Source organism: Collinsella aerofaciens (genome assembly GCF_027679495.1).
GTDB lineage: Bacteria > Actinomycetota > Coriobacteriia > Coriobacteriales > Coriobacteriaceae > Collinsella > Collinsella aerofaciens_AK.
This window is the reverse complement of the sequence record NZ_JAQEKC010000003.1, coordinates 108,992-124,887: the sequence shown is the minus strand read 5'-3', so window position 1 is coordinate 124,887 and position 15,896 is coordinate 108,992. Positions and strand designations below refer to the sequence as shown.

Genomic DNA, 15,896 nt, shown 5'->3' with positions numbered 1-15,896 from the left:
GGCCACGAGCGGGGGCTCCTATCTTTTTAGTGCCCTCGGATTGGGTCATAGTGTCTGTCTAAGCTCGGTATCGATCGCGGTATTTGCAAGAGTATGATCTCGTGTGGTCTGCCACTCGGTTTTCAATCGGCTGCCTATTCGATCTCGAACGTGCTGATCCAGGTGTCGGTTAATTCGTTTGGCGCCGATGTCACGACTGCTTGGGGTCTATCTGGGCGCCTGGATGGCATTATCTGGATGGTGACCGAGGCGCTCGGCGTATCGATCACTACGTTCTCGGCGCAGAACTTTGGCGCGCGCAACTACGAGCGCATGCGCAAGGGCTACCATACGTCGCTCGTGCTGTCGTTTATGCTCATTGGTGGCCTGTCTGCCGTGCTGCTGGGGTTTTCGGGCCCGCTGTCGCGTTTGTTTGTCGACGATGCTTCGATTTCGGCGTACACCACGACTATCCTCCATTTCATTGCGCCGTTCTATGCGATCTTCTCGATTATCGAAAACGCGTCGGGTTCCATTCGCGGTGCCGGCGTGAGTTTGCAGCCTATGATGCTCACCATCTTTGGCACCGTTGTCTTGAGGGTGATCTGGGTGTTTGCGATCATGCCCTTCGATCCGTCGCTCGAGCATCTACTGCTGGTTTACCCCGTAACCTGGCTCATCACCGCAACCATGTTCACCATCTACCATCACAGCGGCAACTGGCTAGGTCGCGCCACCGCCTAGCTCATCCGTCAGATACCCCTGATAAGTTGCGGTGAAATAGTTCCTGAAAAGCCCTTGCGGACCGTCAAACAAGTACTATTCCACCGCAACTTCCTTATGAGCTGTAGGTGTTGGCGGAAAACGAATCAATTAGTATTCGATGCCTTGGCGGGCTAGGAGGCCTTCGTCGAAGTAGTGTTTGATGGGACGTATTTCGGTGACTAAGTCCGCGAGGTCGGCCAACGGCAGCAGCCCGCGGCCGGTGAGCACGAGTTCCGTGGTGGCGGGCTTTATCGCGATCAGCGCTTCGACATCCTCGCGTGTCACGAAGCCGCGGCGCATGGCCTCGCCGAGTTCGTCCAAAATCAGAACGTCGACCTGTGATATCTGCTCGCATGCGAGCTCCATGATCTGTGCGGCGCAAGCCTCGGGCGTGTCGCGGTCAGCTTGTACGATGCGCAGCCCCAGGCGCGGCGCGGCATCGTGTTCGGCGCAGTGCAGTTTCTTGGCAAACTGCAGCCTAAGAACGTCGAGCCCGTAGCCCGTCGCGCGCAGCGCGAGCCCCAGCGCAGCCGTCGTCTTGCCCTTGCCGTCGCCTGTATAGATTTGAACCTTGCCGACTTACAGTGATGCCATCTCTGTCCTTTCGTGCCCGGCGTCGGTTTATCGCCGTCCGGGTTGGGTATTCTAGAAAGCATTATCAACCCCAGTAGATGGAGTTCAAGCAGATGGAGATGGATGACAACAAACGTAGACGGAATATGATTCTCTACGTGCTCATCGCCTTCGTCGTCTACCTCGTGCTCTCGACCGTTCTGTTCCCCAACATCGGTCACACGCAGCAGATTACGAAGACCGATTACTCGACGTTTGTCAAAGCGCTCGATAAGAAGAGCGTCGACAAGGTCGAGTACAACACGGACGATTACTCGATTTATTACACCAAGAAGGGCGAGGACGAGAACATCGCCTACAAGACGACCGGTGTGCCGAATGACGCGGGCTTTACCGATCGCGTGCTTGAGTCTGGCGCTTCGCTGGAGTCGGTCGTTCCCGATAAAAACTCGGGTTTGATGACCTACTACCTGCTCACACTCATTCTTCCCATGGCGATTTTCTTCCTCATCGGTTGGTGGCTCAACCGCCGCATGAAGAAGGCTATGGGCGATGACGGCCCGTCGATGAACTTTGGCGGCGGCGGTTTTGGCGGCGGCGGACTGGGTAAGTCCGGCGCGCGCGTGATCGCCTCCAAGGACGTGGGCGTGACCTTTAAGGACGTCGCCGGTCAGGAAGAGGCCAAGGAGTCTCTCAAGGAGGTCGTCGACTTTCTGGAGAAGCCGCAGCGCTACGAGGAGATCGGCGCCAAGCTGCCGCGTGGTGCTCTCCTTGTTGGCCCTCCGGGTACCGGTAAGACCCTGCTTGCCAAGGCTGTTGCCGGCGAGGCCGGTGTTCCGTTCTTTAGCATTTCGGGCTCTGAGTTCGTTGAGATGTTTGTCGGTCGCGGCGCTGCTAAGGTTCGTGACCTGTTTAAGCAGGCCAAGGAAAAGGCACCGTGTATCGTCTTTATCGATGAGATCGATACCATCGGTAAGAAGCGCGATGGCGGCGGCTTTAGCGGCAACGACGAGCGCGAGCAGACGCTCAATCAGTTGCTGACCGAGATGGATGGCTTCGATAACCATAAGGGTATCGTTGTCCTTGCCGCAACCAACCGCCCCGACAGTCTCGATCCCGCTCTACTGCGCCCCGGTCGTTTTGACCGCCGCATCCCCGTCGAGCTGCCCGATCTGACCGGCCGCAAGAACATCCTCGAGCTGCATGCCAAGAGCGTGAAGACCGAGCCGCCGATCGACCTGACCGCGATTGCCCGCGCCACGCCCGGTGCCTCGGGCGCCGACCTGGCCAATATCATCAACGAGGGCGCCCTGCGCGCCGTTCGCGAGGGTCGCAAGCGTGCAACCCAGGACGACTTCGAGGAGTCGGTGGAGGTCGTCATTGCCGGCCAACAGCGTAAGTCCACGGTGCTGTCCGACCACGAGAAGCAGGTCGTTTCTTATCACGAGATCGGCCATGCCATCGTTGCCGCTCGCCAGAAGGGCTCTGCGCCGGTCACGAAGATCACCATCGTGCCGCGCACGAGCGGTGCTCTTGGTTATACCATGCAGGTCGAGGAGGACGAGCGCTTCCTGACGACGCGCCAGGAGGTCTTGGACAAGCTCGCTGTCTATTGCGGTGGCCGCGCAGCCGAGGAGCTCATCTTTGGAGAGATGACGACCGGCGCCGCCAACGACATCGAGCAGGCCACCAAGCTCGCCCGTAATATGGTGACGCGCTTTGGTATGTCCGACGAGTTTGGCATGATGGCGCTCGGTACCGTGCAGAACGCGTATCTCAATCAGGACACGTCGCTCACCTGCGCCCCCGGTACGGCCGAGCGCGTGGACGCGATTGTCGCCAAGCTGATCGAGGATGCGCACGACCGCGCTTTGCAGATTCTGAAGGAGAACAAGTTTAAGCTCCACGAGCTGGCTCGTTATCTGTATAAGAAGGAGACCATCACGGGCGAGGAGTTCATGAACCTCCTCACGCGCGAGAATCCGCTGATGCCCAAGCAGCAGTAAAGCCGCGGCCGAGCCAGTAAACGCCGACGCCCCATTTGAGCAGCTTTCTCAAATGGGGCGTTTTGCTTGAGAGGGATGGAAATGAAGATCGTGGTGAGCGCCTGCTTGATGGGCGAGAGCTGCAAGTATAACGGGCTCGACAACTACCATCGCGAGTTGGTCGAGGCCTGCGAGCGTACAGGGACCGAGGTCCTCTTGGTGTGCCCTGAGGTCTTTGGGGGCCTGCCCACGCCGCGCAAGCCGTCCGAGATTGTGAACGGAGAGGTTCGTACCTGCGAGGGCATATCGGTCGATCGCGAATTTCGCCTGGGTGCCCAACGAGCGCTCGATATGTGCGAGCAGGCGGGCGGGCCGGAAGAGATCGCCGCGTGCATCCTGCAGGACCGTAGTCCCTCGTGCGGCGCGGGTCGCATCTACGACGGAACATTCAGCGGCACCCTTACGGCGGGCAACGGCGTCTTCGTTGATTTACTGCTCCGCCACGGTTATCGCGTGATCCCGGCTAGCGAGTTCGACCCCAGCATGCTGGAGCAATAAAAAACCACCACAAAGGTGCTGCTCCCTTGTGGTGGTTTTGGCCTGGGTCTAGAGCGTGTGGCCGTAGGCGTTGGCGGCCTTGATGGCGGCGGCGAATTTTTCGTCGGTGAAGGGCTCCGGGTTGCCTTGCTTCCACTCGTTGGTGGCGTGCGCGTGCTCGCACAGGGCAGGGATATCGGTCTCGGAAAGCCCGACCTGCTCAAGCGTTACGGGCAGCCCCATCTGCTTGTTGAAGTCAGCATAGCGCTTAAGGTTCTCGGTGTCGCCCGTGTAGGCGAACAACACCAGCACGCCCAGGCTTACGACTTCGCCGTGCAGGTAGGTGCCCTCACGCGGAATGCTGCAGGCGGCGTTGTAGAACGCGTGCGCCACGCTCGAGTTGTAGTAGTAATCGTTCTGGTTGGTCAGGTTCGAGACATAGCCCGTGTTGACCACGATGTCGAGCGCGATCTGCTTGACGGCCTCGCTCGACAGATTCTGACGAACGTCCTCAAGACCCTGAACACCGTAGGTAAACAGCGGCTCGGAACAGGTGTGGGCAAGAGCCAGGCCAAGGCCGGCGGTGTGCTCCAGGTCGCCGGCGCTCGTGGCGTACTCGACTTCGGGCTGCTTGGACAGGGCGTCGCCCACGCCGGCCCAGAAGTACTCCGCCGGAGCCTCGGCGATGATCTTGGGATTGATGAAGATGTGCGCCGGTCGGTTGGGGTACGAATAGCCCTCGAGCGATCCATCGTCGTTGTAGACGACGGCAATGGCGGTCGCGGCGGAACAGTTAGAGCAAATCGTCGGCACCGTAAAGACAATCTTCTTGAGCTCGATTGCCGCTGTCTTGACGGTGTCGAGTGCCTTGCCGCCGCCACAGGCGATAAGCACGTCTGCCTGCTGGCAAGCGGGGGAGTTCACGACCTTGGCGATATTGGCGCGCGTACTGTTGGTGCCGTAGACGCGCGTCTCCAGAATCTCGACGTCGGTACCTTCAAGCGCCGCCTCGATGCCCGGCAGCGCCGCAGCTAGGGCTCGCTTGCCACCAATGATGGCGACTTTCTTCGCGCCGTACTCCGCCAGTGCGGCGGGCAGCTCGGTAAAGCAATCCTCGCCGACGGTGTAGTCGCTCATTCCGATTGTGCGCATGGCAGCCTTCTTTCGTTAGTTAAAGTGCTTTCAGGTATTTTGCTCCTAGAGAAGGCTAACGACCACGAGAAATTTCTTACGTATGAAACCAGTGTTGAGGGTTTTTCGCCGGCGCGGAACGTGCTAGCATACTCCGCATAAGCGTTGATGGGGACGAGTAGTCGGCCGTCCGCATGCCACAGAGAGCGGGGAGCGCTGAGAACCCGTGCATGCGACCGATGAAAATCACCCCGGAGCTGCGGTCCCAACGGACGTGCCGCGCAGGCACGTCTTAGTAGATATCGCCGAGATGGTCGTCGATACAGGCCAGCCGAGTAACGGATGCGAGCGCGCGAATACGCGGGCGAGGGCATCTAAGCTGGGTGGTTAAACGAAGAGCTTTTGCCGGCATACAGCCCGTTTTTGTGGCGCTTCGTCCCAGCTTGTAGGGACGGGCGCTTTTTTGGTGCCCAACGGGCGTGCGCGCCCACGACATGAAAGGGGTACCGTGGCAAACGAGTACAAGCAGACGATGAATCTGCCCAAAACCGGTTTTCCCATGCGTGCCGGTCTTTCCAAGTTCGAGCCCAAGCGACTCAAGGACTGGCAGGACAACAAGGTCTACGAGCAGGTTCTGAAGAAGAACGAGGGTCACAAGAAGTTCGTGCTGCACGACGGCCCTCCGTACGCCAACGGCCCGATCCACATCGGCCACGCCATGAACAAGATCTCCAAGGACATGATCAACCGCTACTGGATGATGCAGGGCTATGAGGTTCCCTATGTCCCCGGTTGGGACTGCCATGGCCAGCCGATCGAGCATAAAGTCGAGGAGAAGCTCGGCACCGAGAAGTTCAACCAGACCTCCACGGCTAAGATCCGCGAGCTTTGCAACAAGTTCGCTGTCGAGAACATCGAGCTGCAGAAGGCCGGCTTCCGTCGCCTGGGCGTGCTCGGCGATTGGGACAACCCCTATCTGACGCTCTATCACCAGCATGACGCCGCCGACATCGAGGTTTTCAAGGCCATGTTCGACAAGGGCATGATCTATCGCGGCCACAAGCCGGTTCACTGGTGCAAGCACTGCCACACCGCACTTGCTGAGGCCGAGATTGAGTACTCCGACGAGACGAGCCCGTCCATCTTCGTGCGCTTTGAGATGACCTCCAAGCCCGCCGGCCTCGAGAACTTCGACGGCCCGGTTGACTTTATCATCTGGACGACCACGCCGTGGACCATCCCCTCCGACCAGGCAGTTTCCCTCAAGCCCGGCGCCGCCTATGTCGCCGTTGAGCACGAGGGTCGTGCCGAGGTCATGCTCGAGGACCTGGCTCCCAAGTGCTGCGAGGAGTTTGGTTGGGAGTACACCCCGGTTATGGTCGACGGTAAGCCCTATGTGGTTCCCGCCGAGACCTTCCACCACATCCACTACAAGCAGCCGATCTTTGACGGTGTTGAGGGCGTGGCGCTGCTGGCCGATTACGTCGGTGTCGATGACGGTACCGGTATCGTCCACAACTCGCCCGGCCACGGCGTCGACGACTACTTTGCCTGCCTCAAGGAGGGCATTACCGACATCTGCATGCCGGTCGATGATGACGGCAAGTTCTACACCGGCGAGGAGTTTGGCACCGGTGGTCCCTTCAGCGGCATGGATACCGATGAGGCCAACCCGCACATCATCGAGTTCCTGCGCGAGCGCGGCACCCTGGTCCTCGAGAAGAAGATCACGCACAGCTATCCGCACTGCTGGCGCTGCAAACACCCGGTGCTCTTCCGTGCTACTGACCAGTGGTTTGTCTCGATGGACAAGACCGGCTTGCGTGAGCAGGCTGGCAAGGAGGTTCGCGAGAACGTCAAGTGGTATCCGGCTCACGCCGCCAACCGCATCGGCGCCATGGTCGAGCAGCGTCCCGACTGGTGCATTAGCCGTCAGCGCAACTGGGGTGTGCCTATCCCCAGCTACACCTGCGCCGACTGCGGCGAGAAGGTCATGAACGACGCTACGCTCGACGCCGTCATCAAGCTCTTCCACGAGAAGGGCTCTGACGCCTGGTTCACCGACGCTCCCGAGAGCTACCTGGGCGAGGCCTGCGTCTGCCCCAAGTGCGGCGGTCATCACCTCAAGGCCGATAAGGACATCCTCGACGTGTGGTGGGATTCCGGCGTGTCTTGGAAGGCCGTCTGCGAGTATCGCCCTGAGCTTGAGTACCCGGCGGACGTGTATCTTGAGGGCTCCGACCAGCACCGCGGTTGGTTCCAGAGCTCGCTGCTCACCTCGGTGGGTGCCAACGGCCATGCTCCGTACAAGGCGGTCGTCTCGCAGGGCTTCACACTCGATGGTCAGGGCCGCAAGATGTCCAAGTCGCTCGGCAATGTTATCGACCCCAATAAGGTCTGCGACGAGATGGGCGCTGATATCATCCGTCTGTGGGTTGCCTCCGTCGACACCAGCTCTGACGTCTCCATCGACCACGAGATTCTCGCTCGTACGTCCGATGCCTACCGTCGTTTCCGCAACACGCTGCGCTTCCTGCTCTCCGAGCTCGAGGGTCAGTTTGAGCCCGAGACCGACGGCGTCGCCTTTGCCGACCTGCTGCCGCTCGACAAGCTCATGGTTGCCCGCCTGACTCAGGTTCAGGCCGAGGTCGACGACGCTTACTCTTGCTACGAGTTCCCGCGCGCTTACCGTGCGCTTTATGACTTCGTGGTTACCGAGCTTTCCAACGTGTACCTCGACGCCCTGAAGGACCGTCTGTACTGCGATAAGCCCGGCTCGCTCGAGCGCCGCAGCGCCCAGACCGTGCTGGCCGAGCTCTTCTCGATGCTCATGCGCGACCTGCAGCCGATCCTGTCCTACACGGTTGACGAGGCCATGGCATATGCGCCCGCTGGCTGCGTCGATCACCAGAAGTACGCCGCGCTGCTCGATTGGTACAAGTCGCCCATCACGGTCGACGAGGCCAATGAGTTCGAGGGCGTGCTCGAGGCTTCGCTCGAGCTCCGTAGCGCCGTGACCAAGGCCCTTGAGGATGCCCGTTCTGCCGGCACCTTCACCAAGAGCCAGCAGGTCCGCGTCAAGGCGGTCGTTCCCGCCGAGATGTACGCGCTGCTGACCGGTGATAAGGCCGTCGACCTGGCCGAGTTCTACATCGTCTCCGATGTTGAGCTGACCCAGGGCGAGGAACTCTCCGTTGCCATTGAAGCTGCCGAGGGCGAGTGCTGCGACCGTTGCTGGAACTACCGCACCACCGTCGGCGAGTACAACGGCCACGCGCATATCTGCAAGCGCTGCGCTGACGCGCTGTAGGTTACGGCGTTCGTAGAACGCCGTAACCTACCGACGCTGCAAACGCCCCTAAGCGGCAATCTGACGTTCAATCGTCGGTCGCGTACCAAAGTACGCTTCCCTCCTCTTTCACGTCACCTTGCTCGCTTAGGGACGTTTTCGCTGTTGGTGACGATAACGCGGCATTTCCATTGCTGGAGCTAGAGGCTTTCTTTCGACTTGCGTTTTTAGTCGAAAGCTATTAAGCGACATTCCGTTATTCGGAATGTCGCTTTCGTTTTTAGCTGGTTATTTCGCTTGCGTTGGTGGATATGTCGTGCGTTCTGCGTATGGCAATATAAGATAGTTCTTTGTATTAAACGTAATTCGATGTTCTTGAGGGTAGGGGATTGATTTGGGTCGTGCTGGGGATATGACGCCGCCTTTGCGTTGGCGGTTGGGTGTTGCTGGTGGGGTGGCGCTCGTTGTGCTGCTTGTTGACCAGTTGACCAAGCTTGCGGTTCGTGCCGTGAGCGACGCTTTGCATGTGACTGTTATCCCCGGCGTGATCGACTTCCTGTTTGTCCGCAATATCGGCGCTGCCTTTAGCATGGGCGAGGGGCATGGCATCGCGTTTGCCGTGCTGGCGCTGGCGGTCATTGTCGCTATTGCCGCGTACCTCATTCGTGCACCCCAGCTCGCCCATCTTGAGGTTGTGGGCATGGCGATGGTTGCGGGCGGTGCTATCGGCAACGCTATCGATCGTTTGGCCTTTGGCTTCGTGACCGATTTTATTGCCACCACCTTCATCGACTTCCCCGTCTTCAATGTGGCCGATATCGGCATTACCTTGGGCGTCGTGCTCGCCCTCTTCGGATACATGTTCTTGAGCCCCGCGGCCCGCGAGGTTGATGCGACTGCCGAGCTCAATGCCCGTGATGAGGCCCGCGCTAAGCGCAAGGCCAAGCAGCGTGGGGAGCGTGCCCGCAAGATTCGCGAAAGGAATGAGCGTTAATGGCCGACATCCATATTCTTGTTGCCGACGATTCCGCTGGCCAGCGTCTTGACGCCTATTTGGGCGCCAACGATGGCTGTCCCACGCGCTCTGCCTGCGCGCATCTGATCGAGGGAGGCGCCGTTGCCGTCAACGGTGAGACTTGTCTCTCTAAAAAGTGCGCCGTACGCGCCGGCGATCGCATCTCGGTCGACTTGCCCGAGCCGCACGACCCGACCGACGTGATTCCCGAGGCCATTCCCCTCGATATCCGCTACGAGGACGACTACCTTATCGTGCTCTCCAAGCAGCGGGGCCTGGTGTGCCATCCCGCCCATGGCCACGAGAGCGGCACCCTTGCGAACGCTCTGGTCTACCACTGCGGCATCGACCATCTTGGTACCGTACAGGGTGAGGACCGCCCCGGGATCGTGCATCGTTTGGATCGCGATACCTCGGGTCTCATGCTTGCGGCAAAGGACGACGACACGCAGCGCGCGCTTCAAAATCTCATTCGCACGCGCACGCTCGATCGTCGCTATATCACGCTCGTTCACGGGCACATCGCCATGGACGAGGGCACCATCAATACCGGTATCGCCCGTTCTACGCGCGACCGCGTCAAGATGGCGGTTTCGGACGACCCCTTTGCCCGTCAGGCCATTACGACCTTTAAAGTCCTCGAGCGCTTCGATTCCACGCGTTTCGACGACGGCTATACGCTCGTCGAGTGCCACCTGTTTACGGGCCGCACACATCAGATTCGCGTGCATATGCGCCATATCAACCACGCCTGCGTGGGCGATCCGCTCTACGGTAAGTGCGATGCGCGTGCCGATCAGGGTCTGACCAGGCAATTCCTTCATTCCTGGCGCGTCGCATTCGACCATCCCGTGACGGGTGAGCGCATCGAATGCCGCGACGAGCTGCCTTGGGATCTTGCTGCGGTTCTTGACGACCTGGCCCCGCGCTCGCTTGGCCGCACCGCCGCCGGCGACGACATCGTCCCGCAGCTTGGCCTTCTCGAAGCCTAGCCGGTATTAGGTGGTTTCTTGAACTCGGTAAGCCTGCGGTATGATATACGGTTGTTTACGTAACGCGTTCTCGGGAGCCTGCATGCTCGCCTTTTTACAAACTAACACGCCCATCGTGATCTTTAACCAGATTGTGGTTACGCTGCTCACGGTCTGCTTTCTGTACCAGGTGGTCTTCTTTGTCATTGGCGCTCTTCGTGGCGAGGTCGCGCCTCCCAAGGCCAAAAAACTTCACCGCTATGCCTTCTTTATCGCGGCGCATAACGAGGAGGCCGTGATCGCCAACCTCGTTCGCTCCATCAAGGATCAGGATTATCCGTCCGAGCTTATCGAGGTCTTCGTGGTCGCCGATGCCTGCACCGACAACACGGCGCAGCTCGCGCGCGAGGCGGGCGCCATCGTTTATGAGCGCAACGACCTGGCCCGCAAGGGTAAGAGCTGGGTCATGGACTTTGGTTTTGATCGCATCCTTAACGAGTATCCCGACACGTTTGAGGGCTACTTTATCTTCGATGCCGATAACGTCATCTCCCGCGATTACGTGTCCAAGATGAACGATGCCTTTGACCAGGGATTCCACGTGGTCACGAGCTATCGTAACTCCAAGAACTTCGGCAGCTCGTGGATCTCGGCAGCTAATGCCACTTGGTACCTGCGTGAGGCGCGCTTTCTCAACAACGCGCGCAATATCTGCAAGACTTCTTGCGCTGTCTCGGGTTCGGGCTACCTCATCTCCGCCAGCGTTATCGAGGGCATGCACGGTTGGCAGTTCCACACGCTGACCGAGGACATTCAGTTCACCACGTTCTGCGCCATTCACGGCATTCGCATTGGCTATGCGCCGGCGGAGTTCTTTGACGAACAACCCGTGACGTTTAAGGCGTCCTGGAAACAGCGCATGCGTTGGACCAAGGGCTTCTACCAGGTGTTCTTTACTTACGGTAAGCACCTGGTCAAGTCGACCTTCCGCTACCATCGCTTTGCCGCCTACGACATGTTCATGACGATCGCCCCGGGTATGCTGCTGTCGCTCATCTTGATGCTCGCCAATGCGACGTTCCTGATCGTGGGTGGACTCTCGCACGGCTTTTTGGCTACCGAAGTCGAGATGCAGGCCTGTGCCGCTTCGCTCATTATGACCTTCGCCATGATGTATCTGACTTTCTTTATCCTGGCGCTGCTCACGACTATCTTTGAGTACAAGCACATTCACTGCCCGCAAAAGTGGCGTCTGGTGAGTAACCTGTTTACCTTCCCGATCTTTATGTTCAGCTATATCCCCATCACGGTGGCCGCGCTGTTCCTGAAGGTCGACTGGGTCCCGACGCAGCACGCCGTCAGCGTTACCCTTGACGAGGTCATGCAAGGCGCCAAATAACCACCACCAAAACCACCGCAAAGGGGACAGGCACCTTTGTGGTGGTTTTTGCTTTTGAGCAGCTGCTCAAGGAGGTTTTCGATGATCTATATCCCGTTTTGGATTTGCATCTTTGCCGGCGCGTGGATTGATGCCCGTGAGCGGCGGTTTCCCAATGAGCTTGCCGGCGCATGTGCCGTGGCGGCGTTAGCAGGCGTTTGGCTCGACAGGGGCGTTAACACTGCACTTGATCATGCCGGTCTTGCGGTCATCGTCTACCTTGCCCTTATGCTTACTGAGTCGCTCTGGCGGCGCCTTCGTCAAGCCCCGGGGATTGGCATGGGGGACGCCAAAGCACTCTTCGCGCTTTGCACGCTCGACCCTATGGGTGGCATCGTGGCATTTGCCGTCGCACTCCTGGCCCTGGCCCTCTCCTGCCTCTTCACAAAATCGCGCTCCCTGCCATTGCTCCCGTTTTTAGTGCCGATTTTTGCCATAATCGAGGTCGTGGGCTGCACTCTGTAACCGATTGCGCATCGTTCTTAAGGAGCATGCCATGGCAACTAATCAAGAAACGGCCGCCATCAAGGCGCGTATGGACCGTATTCCTTCGGCGTTGTCGCCCGAGCTCGTCGAGCGCATTGCCGCCAATCGTGCTTCGGGCACTGTCAATCCGTATCGTTGCAACGACGACCAGGTCATTCGTCGTGTCGATCGCGATGCGGACAAAGGCACGCTTATGCGTCCGGCGTTTATGCGCGATACCGAAAAAATCCTCCATCTACCGGCGTACACCCGTTATGCAGGCAAAACGCAGGTTTTTAGCTTTCGAAGCAACGACGACTTGTCGCGTCGTGGTCTACACGTGCAGCTCGTCTCGCGCATTGCGCGCGATATCGGTCGCGCCCTCGGGCTCAACTGCGATCTGATTGAAGCGATCGGTCTGGGTCACGACTTGGGGCACACGCCTTTCGGCCATGCCGGCGAGCGATTCCTCAACGATATCTATCACGAGCGCACGGGTCGTTATTTTTTCCATAACGTGCAGTCGGTCCGCGTGCTCGATGCGCTGTACGGTCGCAACGTGTCGCTTCAGACGCTCGATGGCGTGCTCTGCCACAACGGCGAGTACGAGCAGCGTGTGTTCGAGCTCTCGGACATGGGTTCCTTTGACCAGTTCGATCGAACCGTCGAGGATTGCATTGCCACAGGCTATAGCGCAATTGAGCACTTGCGCCCCATGACGCTTGAGGGCTGTGTCGTTCGCATCTCGGATATTCTTGCCTATGCGGGGCGTGATCGCCAAGACGCCATTGCGGCGGGCCTGCTGTCACCCGACGCTTTTGACGATGGGCTTGGCGGAGCATACAACAGCTGGATTCTCACGCATGCCTCTATCGATATCGTCGAGCACAGCTATGGCAAGCCGCGCATCGAGATGAGCGAGGACCTGTTCGAGGAAATCCGCCGCGCTAAGCGCGAGAACTACGAGAAGATCTATAGCAAGGGCGGCATCGAGGGCGACTCCGAAACGGAGCTGCGCGAGGCGTTCGAAAAGCTCTATGACCGTTGCCTGCAGGATATAAACGATGGCGACGAGTCTTCGTATATCTTTAAGCATCACATTTCGCGCATTGAGCGGCAGCTTTCCTACTACAATCGCACCTATGCATGGCAGGATGATAAAGATCAGACCGTAGTGGATTACATTTCGAGCATGACGGACGGCTATTTCTGTGAGCTGACGAGCAAGCTGTTCCCGGGGCTGAAGTTTCCGCATCGTACCTATATTAACGAACGGTAGTTCGTATATTTTCGGTATACTGTTGAGGAACAACGATTTTGATGGATGCACGGGATGGCTATGGACGACCTTTTTTCTGCCTCGACGCGCGAGCGTTCCTTTAAAAATGCGCCGCTTGCGGTGCGCATGCGCCCCAATTCGCTCGACGAGTATGTGGGCCAGCAAAAGGCCGTCGGTAAGGGCTCATGGTTGCGTGCCGCGATCGAGCACGACGTGCTTTCGAGCGTGATTCTGTACGGGCCGGCCGGTACGGGTAAGACGACGCTGGCCCACATTATCGCCAACCATACCAAGAGCGAGTTTGTCGAGGTCAGCGCCGTCACGGGTACTGTGAAGGACCTGCGTCGCGTGATTGACGAGGCCAAGACGCGCCTGAATACCTACGACCGCCGCACCATTCTATTCATCGATGAGATTCACCGCTTCTCTAAGTCGCAGCAGGATGCCCTGCTGCATGCAGTTGAGAACCGTACCGTCATTATGATTGGCGCTACGACAGAGAACCCGTACTTTGAGGTCAACTCGGCACTGTTGTCGCGCGGGCGCGTGGTGGAGCTTGAACATCTGAAGGATGAGGCTATCGCCACGCTTATTGAGCGTGCGCTCGAGGCACCACAGGGCTTGAACGGAAAGTTCTCGGCCGATGAGGATACGGTCAAGACCATTTGCACGCTGGCAGCGGGTGACGCTCGCTCGGCGCTCACGACGCTCGAGCTTGCGAGCGAGATTGCCGTCACGCGTCCCGATACCGAGGGAACGCCAGCGCCTGCGGCGGGGGAGCGCTATCCCATCACCGTGGATGACGTGAAGATTGCCAACCCGCGTCGCGGCTTTACGTATGACAAAAACGGCGACATGCACTACGACATCATCAGTGCGTTCATCAAGTCCATGCGCGGTAGTGACCCCGATGCCACGATCTATTGGCTCGCGCGCATGATCGATGCTGGGGAGGATCCTAAGTTTATCGCTCGCCGCATTATGATTCACGCTTCTGAGGATGTTGGCAACGCCGACCCGCAGGCGCTTTTGGTGGCGCATGCCGCGTTTAAGTCTGCCGAGGTCATTGGCTATCCCGAGTGCCGCATTAACCTGGCTCAGGCTGCACTCTATGTGTGCTTGGCGCCAAAATCCAACGCGTGTGAGGCTTCGATCGATGCGGCGCTGGCCGATATCCATTCTAGTGGGCTTCGCGAGGTGCCGAGTTATCTGCGCGATCGCCATCGCCCGGGCAGCGATGAATACGGTGTGTATAAGTATCCACATGATTATCCCGAAGGCTGGGTCGATCAGCGCTATTTGCCCGAGGGACTGGAGCGCGGCGTGTTCTGGCAGCCTGCCGGCCGCGGTTGGGAAGAATGGCGCGTAGAGCAAAGCGAACGCGACCGCAGCGGGAATGCACCGAAGTAGCTGCTGATAATTTTGTCCCACGTTGCTGCTCTTGGCATGTTCGGTCCCCTTTGGGGTACCATGAAAAGCGTCTGTATTTCGATTCTTCCGGGAGGCTTGTATGAGTCCCATTCAAATCGCCCTGCTGCTGCTCGCCGTTGCCGGCGTGTGGGCCATCGCTGAGCTCGCGCTTACCCTGCGCAAGACCCGCAATGTTGTCGACTCGCTCGATAAGACCGTGAACGACCTCAACAACACCATCGCCGAGGCTCAGCCTGTGGTGGCAAAGCTCGATGGCGCTGTCGATGAGCTTACGCCGACGCTTGCCCAGATGGAGCCGCTGCTTAAGTCGAGCAAGACGGCAGTTGATGCCCTTACCTCCAATCTCGTAGAGGTCGAAGCCGTGGTTCGCGACATTTCCGAGGTTACGGGCAGCATGGCCGAGGCCAGCAATGCTGTGTCGAGCGTGACCGACTCTGCCGCCGGTGCTGTGCAGAAGCTCTTCAATAAGGTGAAGGCTCCTGCAGCCGACGCCGATCGCAAGCTCGCCGCTGCCGCTGCGGAGGCCGAGCAGCCTACCGAGCGCGTCCTAATTGGCGAGGACGAGGCCGCCGCGGGCGACGATGATGGTCAGAAGTCTGTATCCAAGCCGGCTCAGTATTACACCTATACGCCCGCCGAGACCTCTGAGGAGTCCTGCGATGAGTAGCGAAGCAAACTGCCCTATCACGCTGACCGTTGCCGGTGACCCGCGTCTCGCTCGCCTTGTGCGCATGACGGCAGCCAACGTTGGTGCCCTGTGCTCTATGTCTGTCGATCGCATCGAGGACATCCGCATGGCTGCTGAGGAGGCTTTCATCTTTGGTTGCACCGCGGTCGACTGCGATGACATCACCATCAAATTCGATGTCGATGAGACCCACGTTGGCATGACTATTACCTTTGGGGACCAGGCTACGGTCGATGAAGACGACCAGGCTGCGGTGTATGCCGAGCTCATCCTCGCGAGCGTGTGCGACTCCTACGAAAAGACTACGGCGCCCCTGACGCTTTCCCTCGACCTCAAGGCGGATATCTAAT

The 15,896-nt window shown here is 58.9% G+C and carries 14 protein-coding genes; 12 read left to right on the top strand and 2 right to left on the bottom strand.

Going from position 1 to position 15,896, the window contains the following annotated elements; genetic code table 11:
• Window positions 1-93: 93 nt before the first annotated feature.
• Window positions 94-723: an MATE family efflux transporter gene (locus PGW49_RS02140; RefSeq protein WP_270225337.1), complete on the top strand. Its 630-nt coding sequence runs from the start codon at window positions 94-96 to the stop codon at window positions 721-723.
• A 129-nt stretch (window positions 724-852) separates the two neighbouring features.
• On the opposite strand, the gene PGW49_RS02135 is transcribed toward PGW49_RS02140, so the two are convergent.
• Complete coding sequence (locus PGW49_RS02135) at window positions 853-1,308, bottom strand: cob(I)yrinic acid a,c-diamide adenosyltransferase (protein WP_138112399.1); 456 nt, start codon at window positions 1,306-1,308, stop codon at window positions 853-855.
• Between the two features lie 122 nt (window positions 1,309-1,430).
• On the opposite strand from PGW49_RS02135, the gene ftsH reads away from it, so the two are divergent.
• Both ftsH and PGW49_RS02125 read left to right on the top strand, forming a co-directional pair.
• The gene (gene ftsH / locus PGW49_RS02130; RefSeq protein ID WP_171021520.1) at window positions 1,431-3,323 is read left to right on the top strand and encodes an ATP-dependent zinc metalloprotease FtsH; all 1,893 of its coding nucleotides are present in this window, start codon (window positions 1,431-1,433) and stop codon (window positions 3,321-3,323) included.
• A gap of 81 nt (window positions 3,324-3,404) precedes the next feature.
• Window positions 3,405-3,860 (top strand): 2-thiouracil desulfurase family protein, encoded by a 456-nt coding sequence (locus PGW49_RS02125; protein ID WP_138112401.1) that lies wholly within the window; start codon window positions 3,405-3,407, stop codon window positions 3,858-3,860.
• Between the two features lie 48 nt (window positions 3,861-3,908).
• Here PGW49_RS02125 and PGW49_RS02120 read toward each other — a convergent pair whose 3' ends face one another.
• The gene (locus PGW49_RS02120) at window positions 3,909-4,991 is read right to left on the bottom strand and encodes an iron-containing alcohol dehydrogenase family protein (RefSeq protein WP_215693515.1); all 1,083 of its coding nucleotides are present in this window, start codon (window positions 4,989-4,991) and stop codon (window positions 3,909-3,911) included.
• Window positions 4,992-5,502: 511 nt separating this feature from the next.
• Here PGW49_RS02120 and ileS point away from each other — a divergent pair.
• The 9 genes from ileS to PGW49_RS02075 all read left to right on the top strand — a co-directional run bounded on the left by ileS (window position 5,503) and on the right by PGW49_RS02075 (window position 15,895).
• Complete coding sequence (gene ileS / locus PGW49_RS02115) at window positions 5,503-8,280, top strand: isoleucine--tRNA ligase (RefSeq protein WP_416242433.1); 2,778 nt, start codon at window positions 5,503-5,505, stop codon at window positions 8,278-8,280.
• A gap of 445 nt (window positions 8,281-8,725) precedes the next feature.
• On the top strand, window positions 8,726-9,253 hold the full coding sequence (gene lspA / locus PGW49_RS02110; RefSeq protein ID WP_270225333.1) for a signal peptidase II: 528 nt from the start codon (window positions 8,726-8,728) through the stop codon (window positions 9,251-9,253).
• Entirely contained in the window at window positions 9,253-10,266 is a 1,014-nt protein-coding gene (locus PGW49_RS02105) for an RluA family pseudouridine synthase (RefSeq protein WP_225093519.1), read from the top strand. Before lspA ends, PGW49_RS02105 begins: the two co-directional genes overlap by 1 nt.
• An 82-nt stretch (window positions 10,267-10,348) precedes the next feature.
• Window positions 10,349-11,644: a glycosyltransferase family 2 protein gene (locus PGW49_RS02100; RefSeq protein WP_270225331.1), complete on the top strand. Its 1,296-nt coding sequence runs from the start codon at window positions 10,349-10,351 to the stop codon at window positions 11,642-11,644.
• A gap of 81 nt (window positions 11,645-11,725) precedes the next feature.
• The gene (locus PGW49_RS02095) at window positions 11,726-12,148 is read left to right on the top strand and encodes a prepilin peptidase (RefSeq protein WP_225093521.1); all 423 of its coding nucleotides are present in this window, start codon (window positions 11,726-11,728) and stop codon (window positions 12,146-12,148) included.
• Window positions 12,149-12,179: 31 nt separating this feature from the next.
• Window positions 12,180-13,427, top strand: a complete 1,248-nt coding sequence (locus PGW49_RS02090; protein ID WP_270225327.1) for a deoxyguanosinetriphosphate triphosphohydrolase family protein — start codon at window positions 12,180-12,182, stop codon at window positions 13,425-13,427.
• 60 nt (window positions 13,428-13,487) lie between these two features.
• Complete coding sequence (locus PGW49_RS02085; protein WP_225093522.1) at window positions 13,488-14,837, top strand: replication-associated recombination protein A; 1,350 nt, start codon at window positions 13,488-13,490, stop codon at window positions 14,835-14,837.
• Between the two features lie 100 nt (window positions 14,838-14,937).
• Window positions 14,938-15,525 carry a hypothetical protein gene (locus PGW49_RS02080; protein WP_238057330.1) on the top strand — a complete coding sequence of 196 codons (588 nt, stop codon included), beginning with the start codon at window positions 14,938-14,940 and terminating at the stop codon, window positions 15,523-15,525.
• Window positions 15,518-15,895, top strand: a complete 378-nt coding sequence (locus PGW49_RS02075) for an ATP-binding protein (RefSeq protein ID WP_161144949.1) — start codon at window positions 15,518-15,520, stop codon at window positions 15,893-15,895. Before PGW49_RS02080 ends, PGW49_RS02075 begins: the two co-directional genes overlap by 8 nt.
• Window position 15,896: the final 1 nt, after the last annotated feature.

Bases quoted from the DNA above. Each gene is read 5' to 3' on its own strand.
- PGW49_RS02085 (WP_225093522.1), top strand. From the start codon at position 13,488: ATGGACGACCTTTTTTCTGCCTCGACGCGCGAGCGTTCCTTTAAAAAT.
- PGW49_RS02100 (WP_270225331.1), top strand. From the start codon at position 10,349: ATGCTCGCCTTTTTACAAACTAACACGCCCATCGTGATCTTTAACCAG.
- PGW49_RS02140 (WP_270225337.1), top strand. From the start codon at position 94: ATGATCTCGTGTGGTCTGCCACTCGGTTTTCAATCGGCTGCCTATTCG.
- PGW49_RS02120 (WP_215693515.1), bottom strand. From the start codon at position 4,991: ATGCGCACAATCGGAATGAGCGACTACACCGTCGGCGAGGATTGCTTT.
- PGW49_RS02080 (WP_238057330.1), top strand. From the start codon at position 14,938: ATGAGTCCCATTCAAATCGCCCTGCTGCTGCTCGCCGTTGCCGGCGTG.
- ileS (WP_416242433.1), top strand. From the start codon at position 5,503: ATGAATCTGCCCAAAACCGGTTTTCCCATGCGTGCCGGTCTTTCCAAG.
- PGW49_RS02095 (WP_225093521.1), top strand. From the start codon at position 11,726: ATGATCTATATCCCGTTTTGGATTTGCATCTTTGCCGGCGCGTGGATT.
- PGW49_RS02075 (WP_161144949.1), top strand. From the start codon at position 15,518: ATGAGTAGCGAAGCAAACTGCCCTATCACGCTGACCGTTGCCGGTGAC.
- PGW49_RS02090 (WP_270225327.1), top strand. From the start codon at position 12,180: ATGGCAACTAATCAAGAAACGGCCGCCATCAAGGCGCGTATGGACCGT.
- ftsH (WP_171021520.1), top strand. From the start codon at position 1,431: ATGGAGATGGATGACAACAAACGTAGACGGAATATGATTCTCTACGTG.
- PGW49_RS02125 (WP_138112401.1), top strand. From the start codon at position 3,405: ATGAAGATCGTGGTGAGCGCCTGCTTGATGGGCGAGAGCTGCAAGTAT.
- PGW49_RS02105 (WP_225093519.1), top strand. From the start codon at position 9,253: ATGGCCGACATCCATATTCTTGTTGCCGACGATTCCGCTGGCCAGCGT.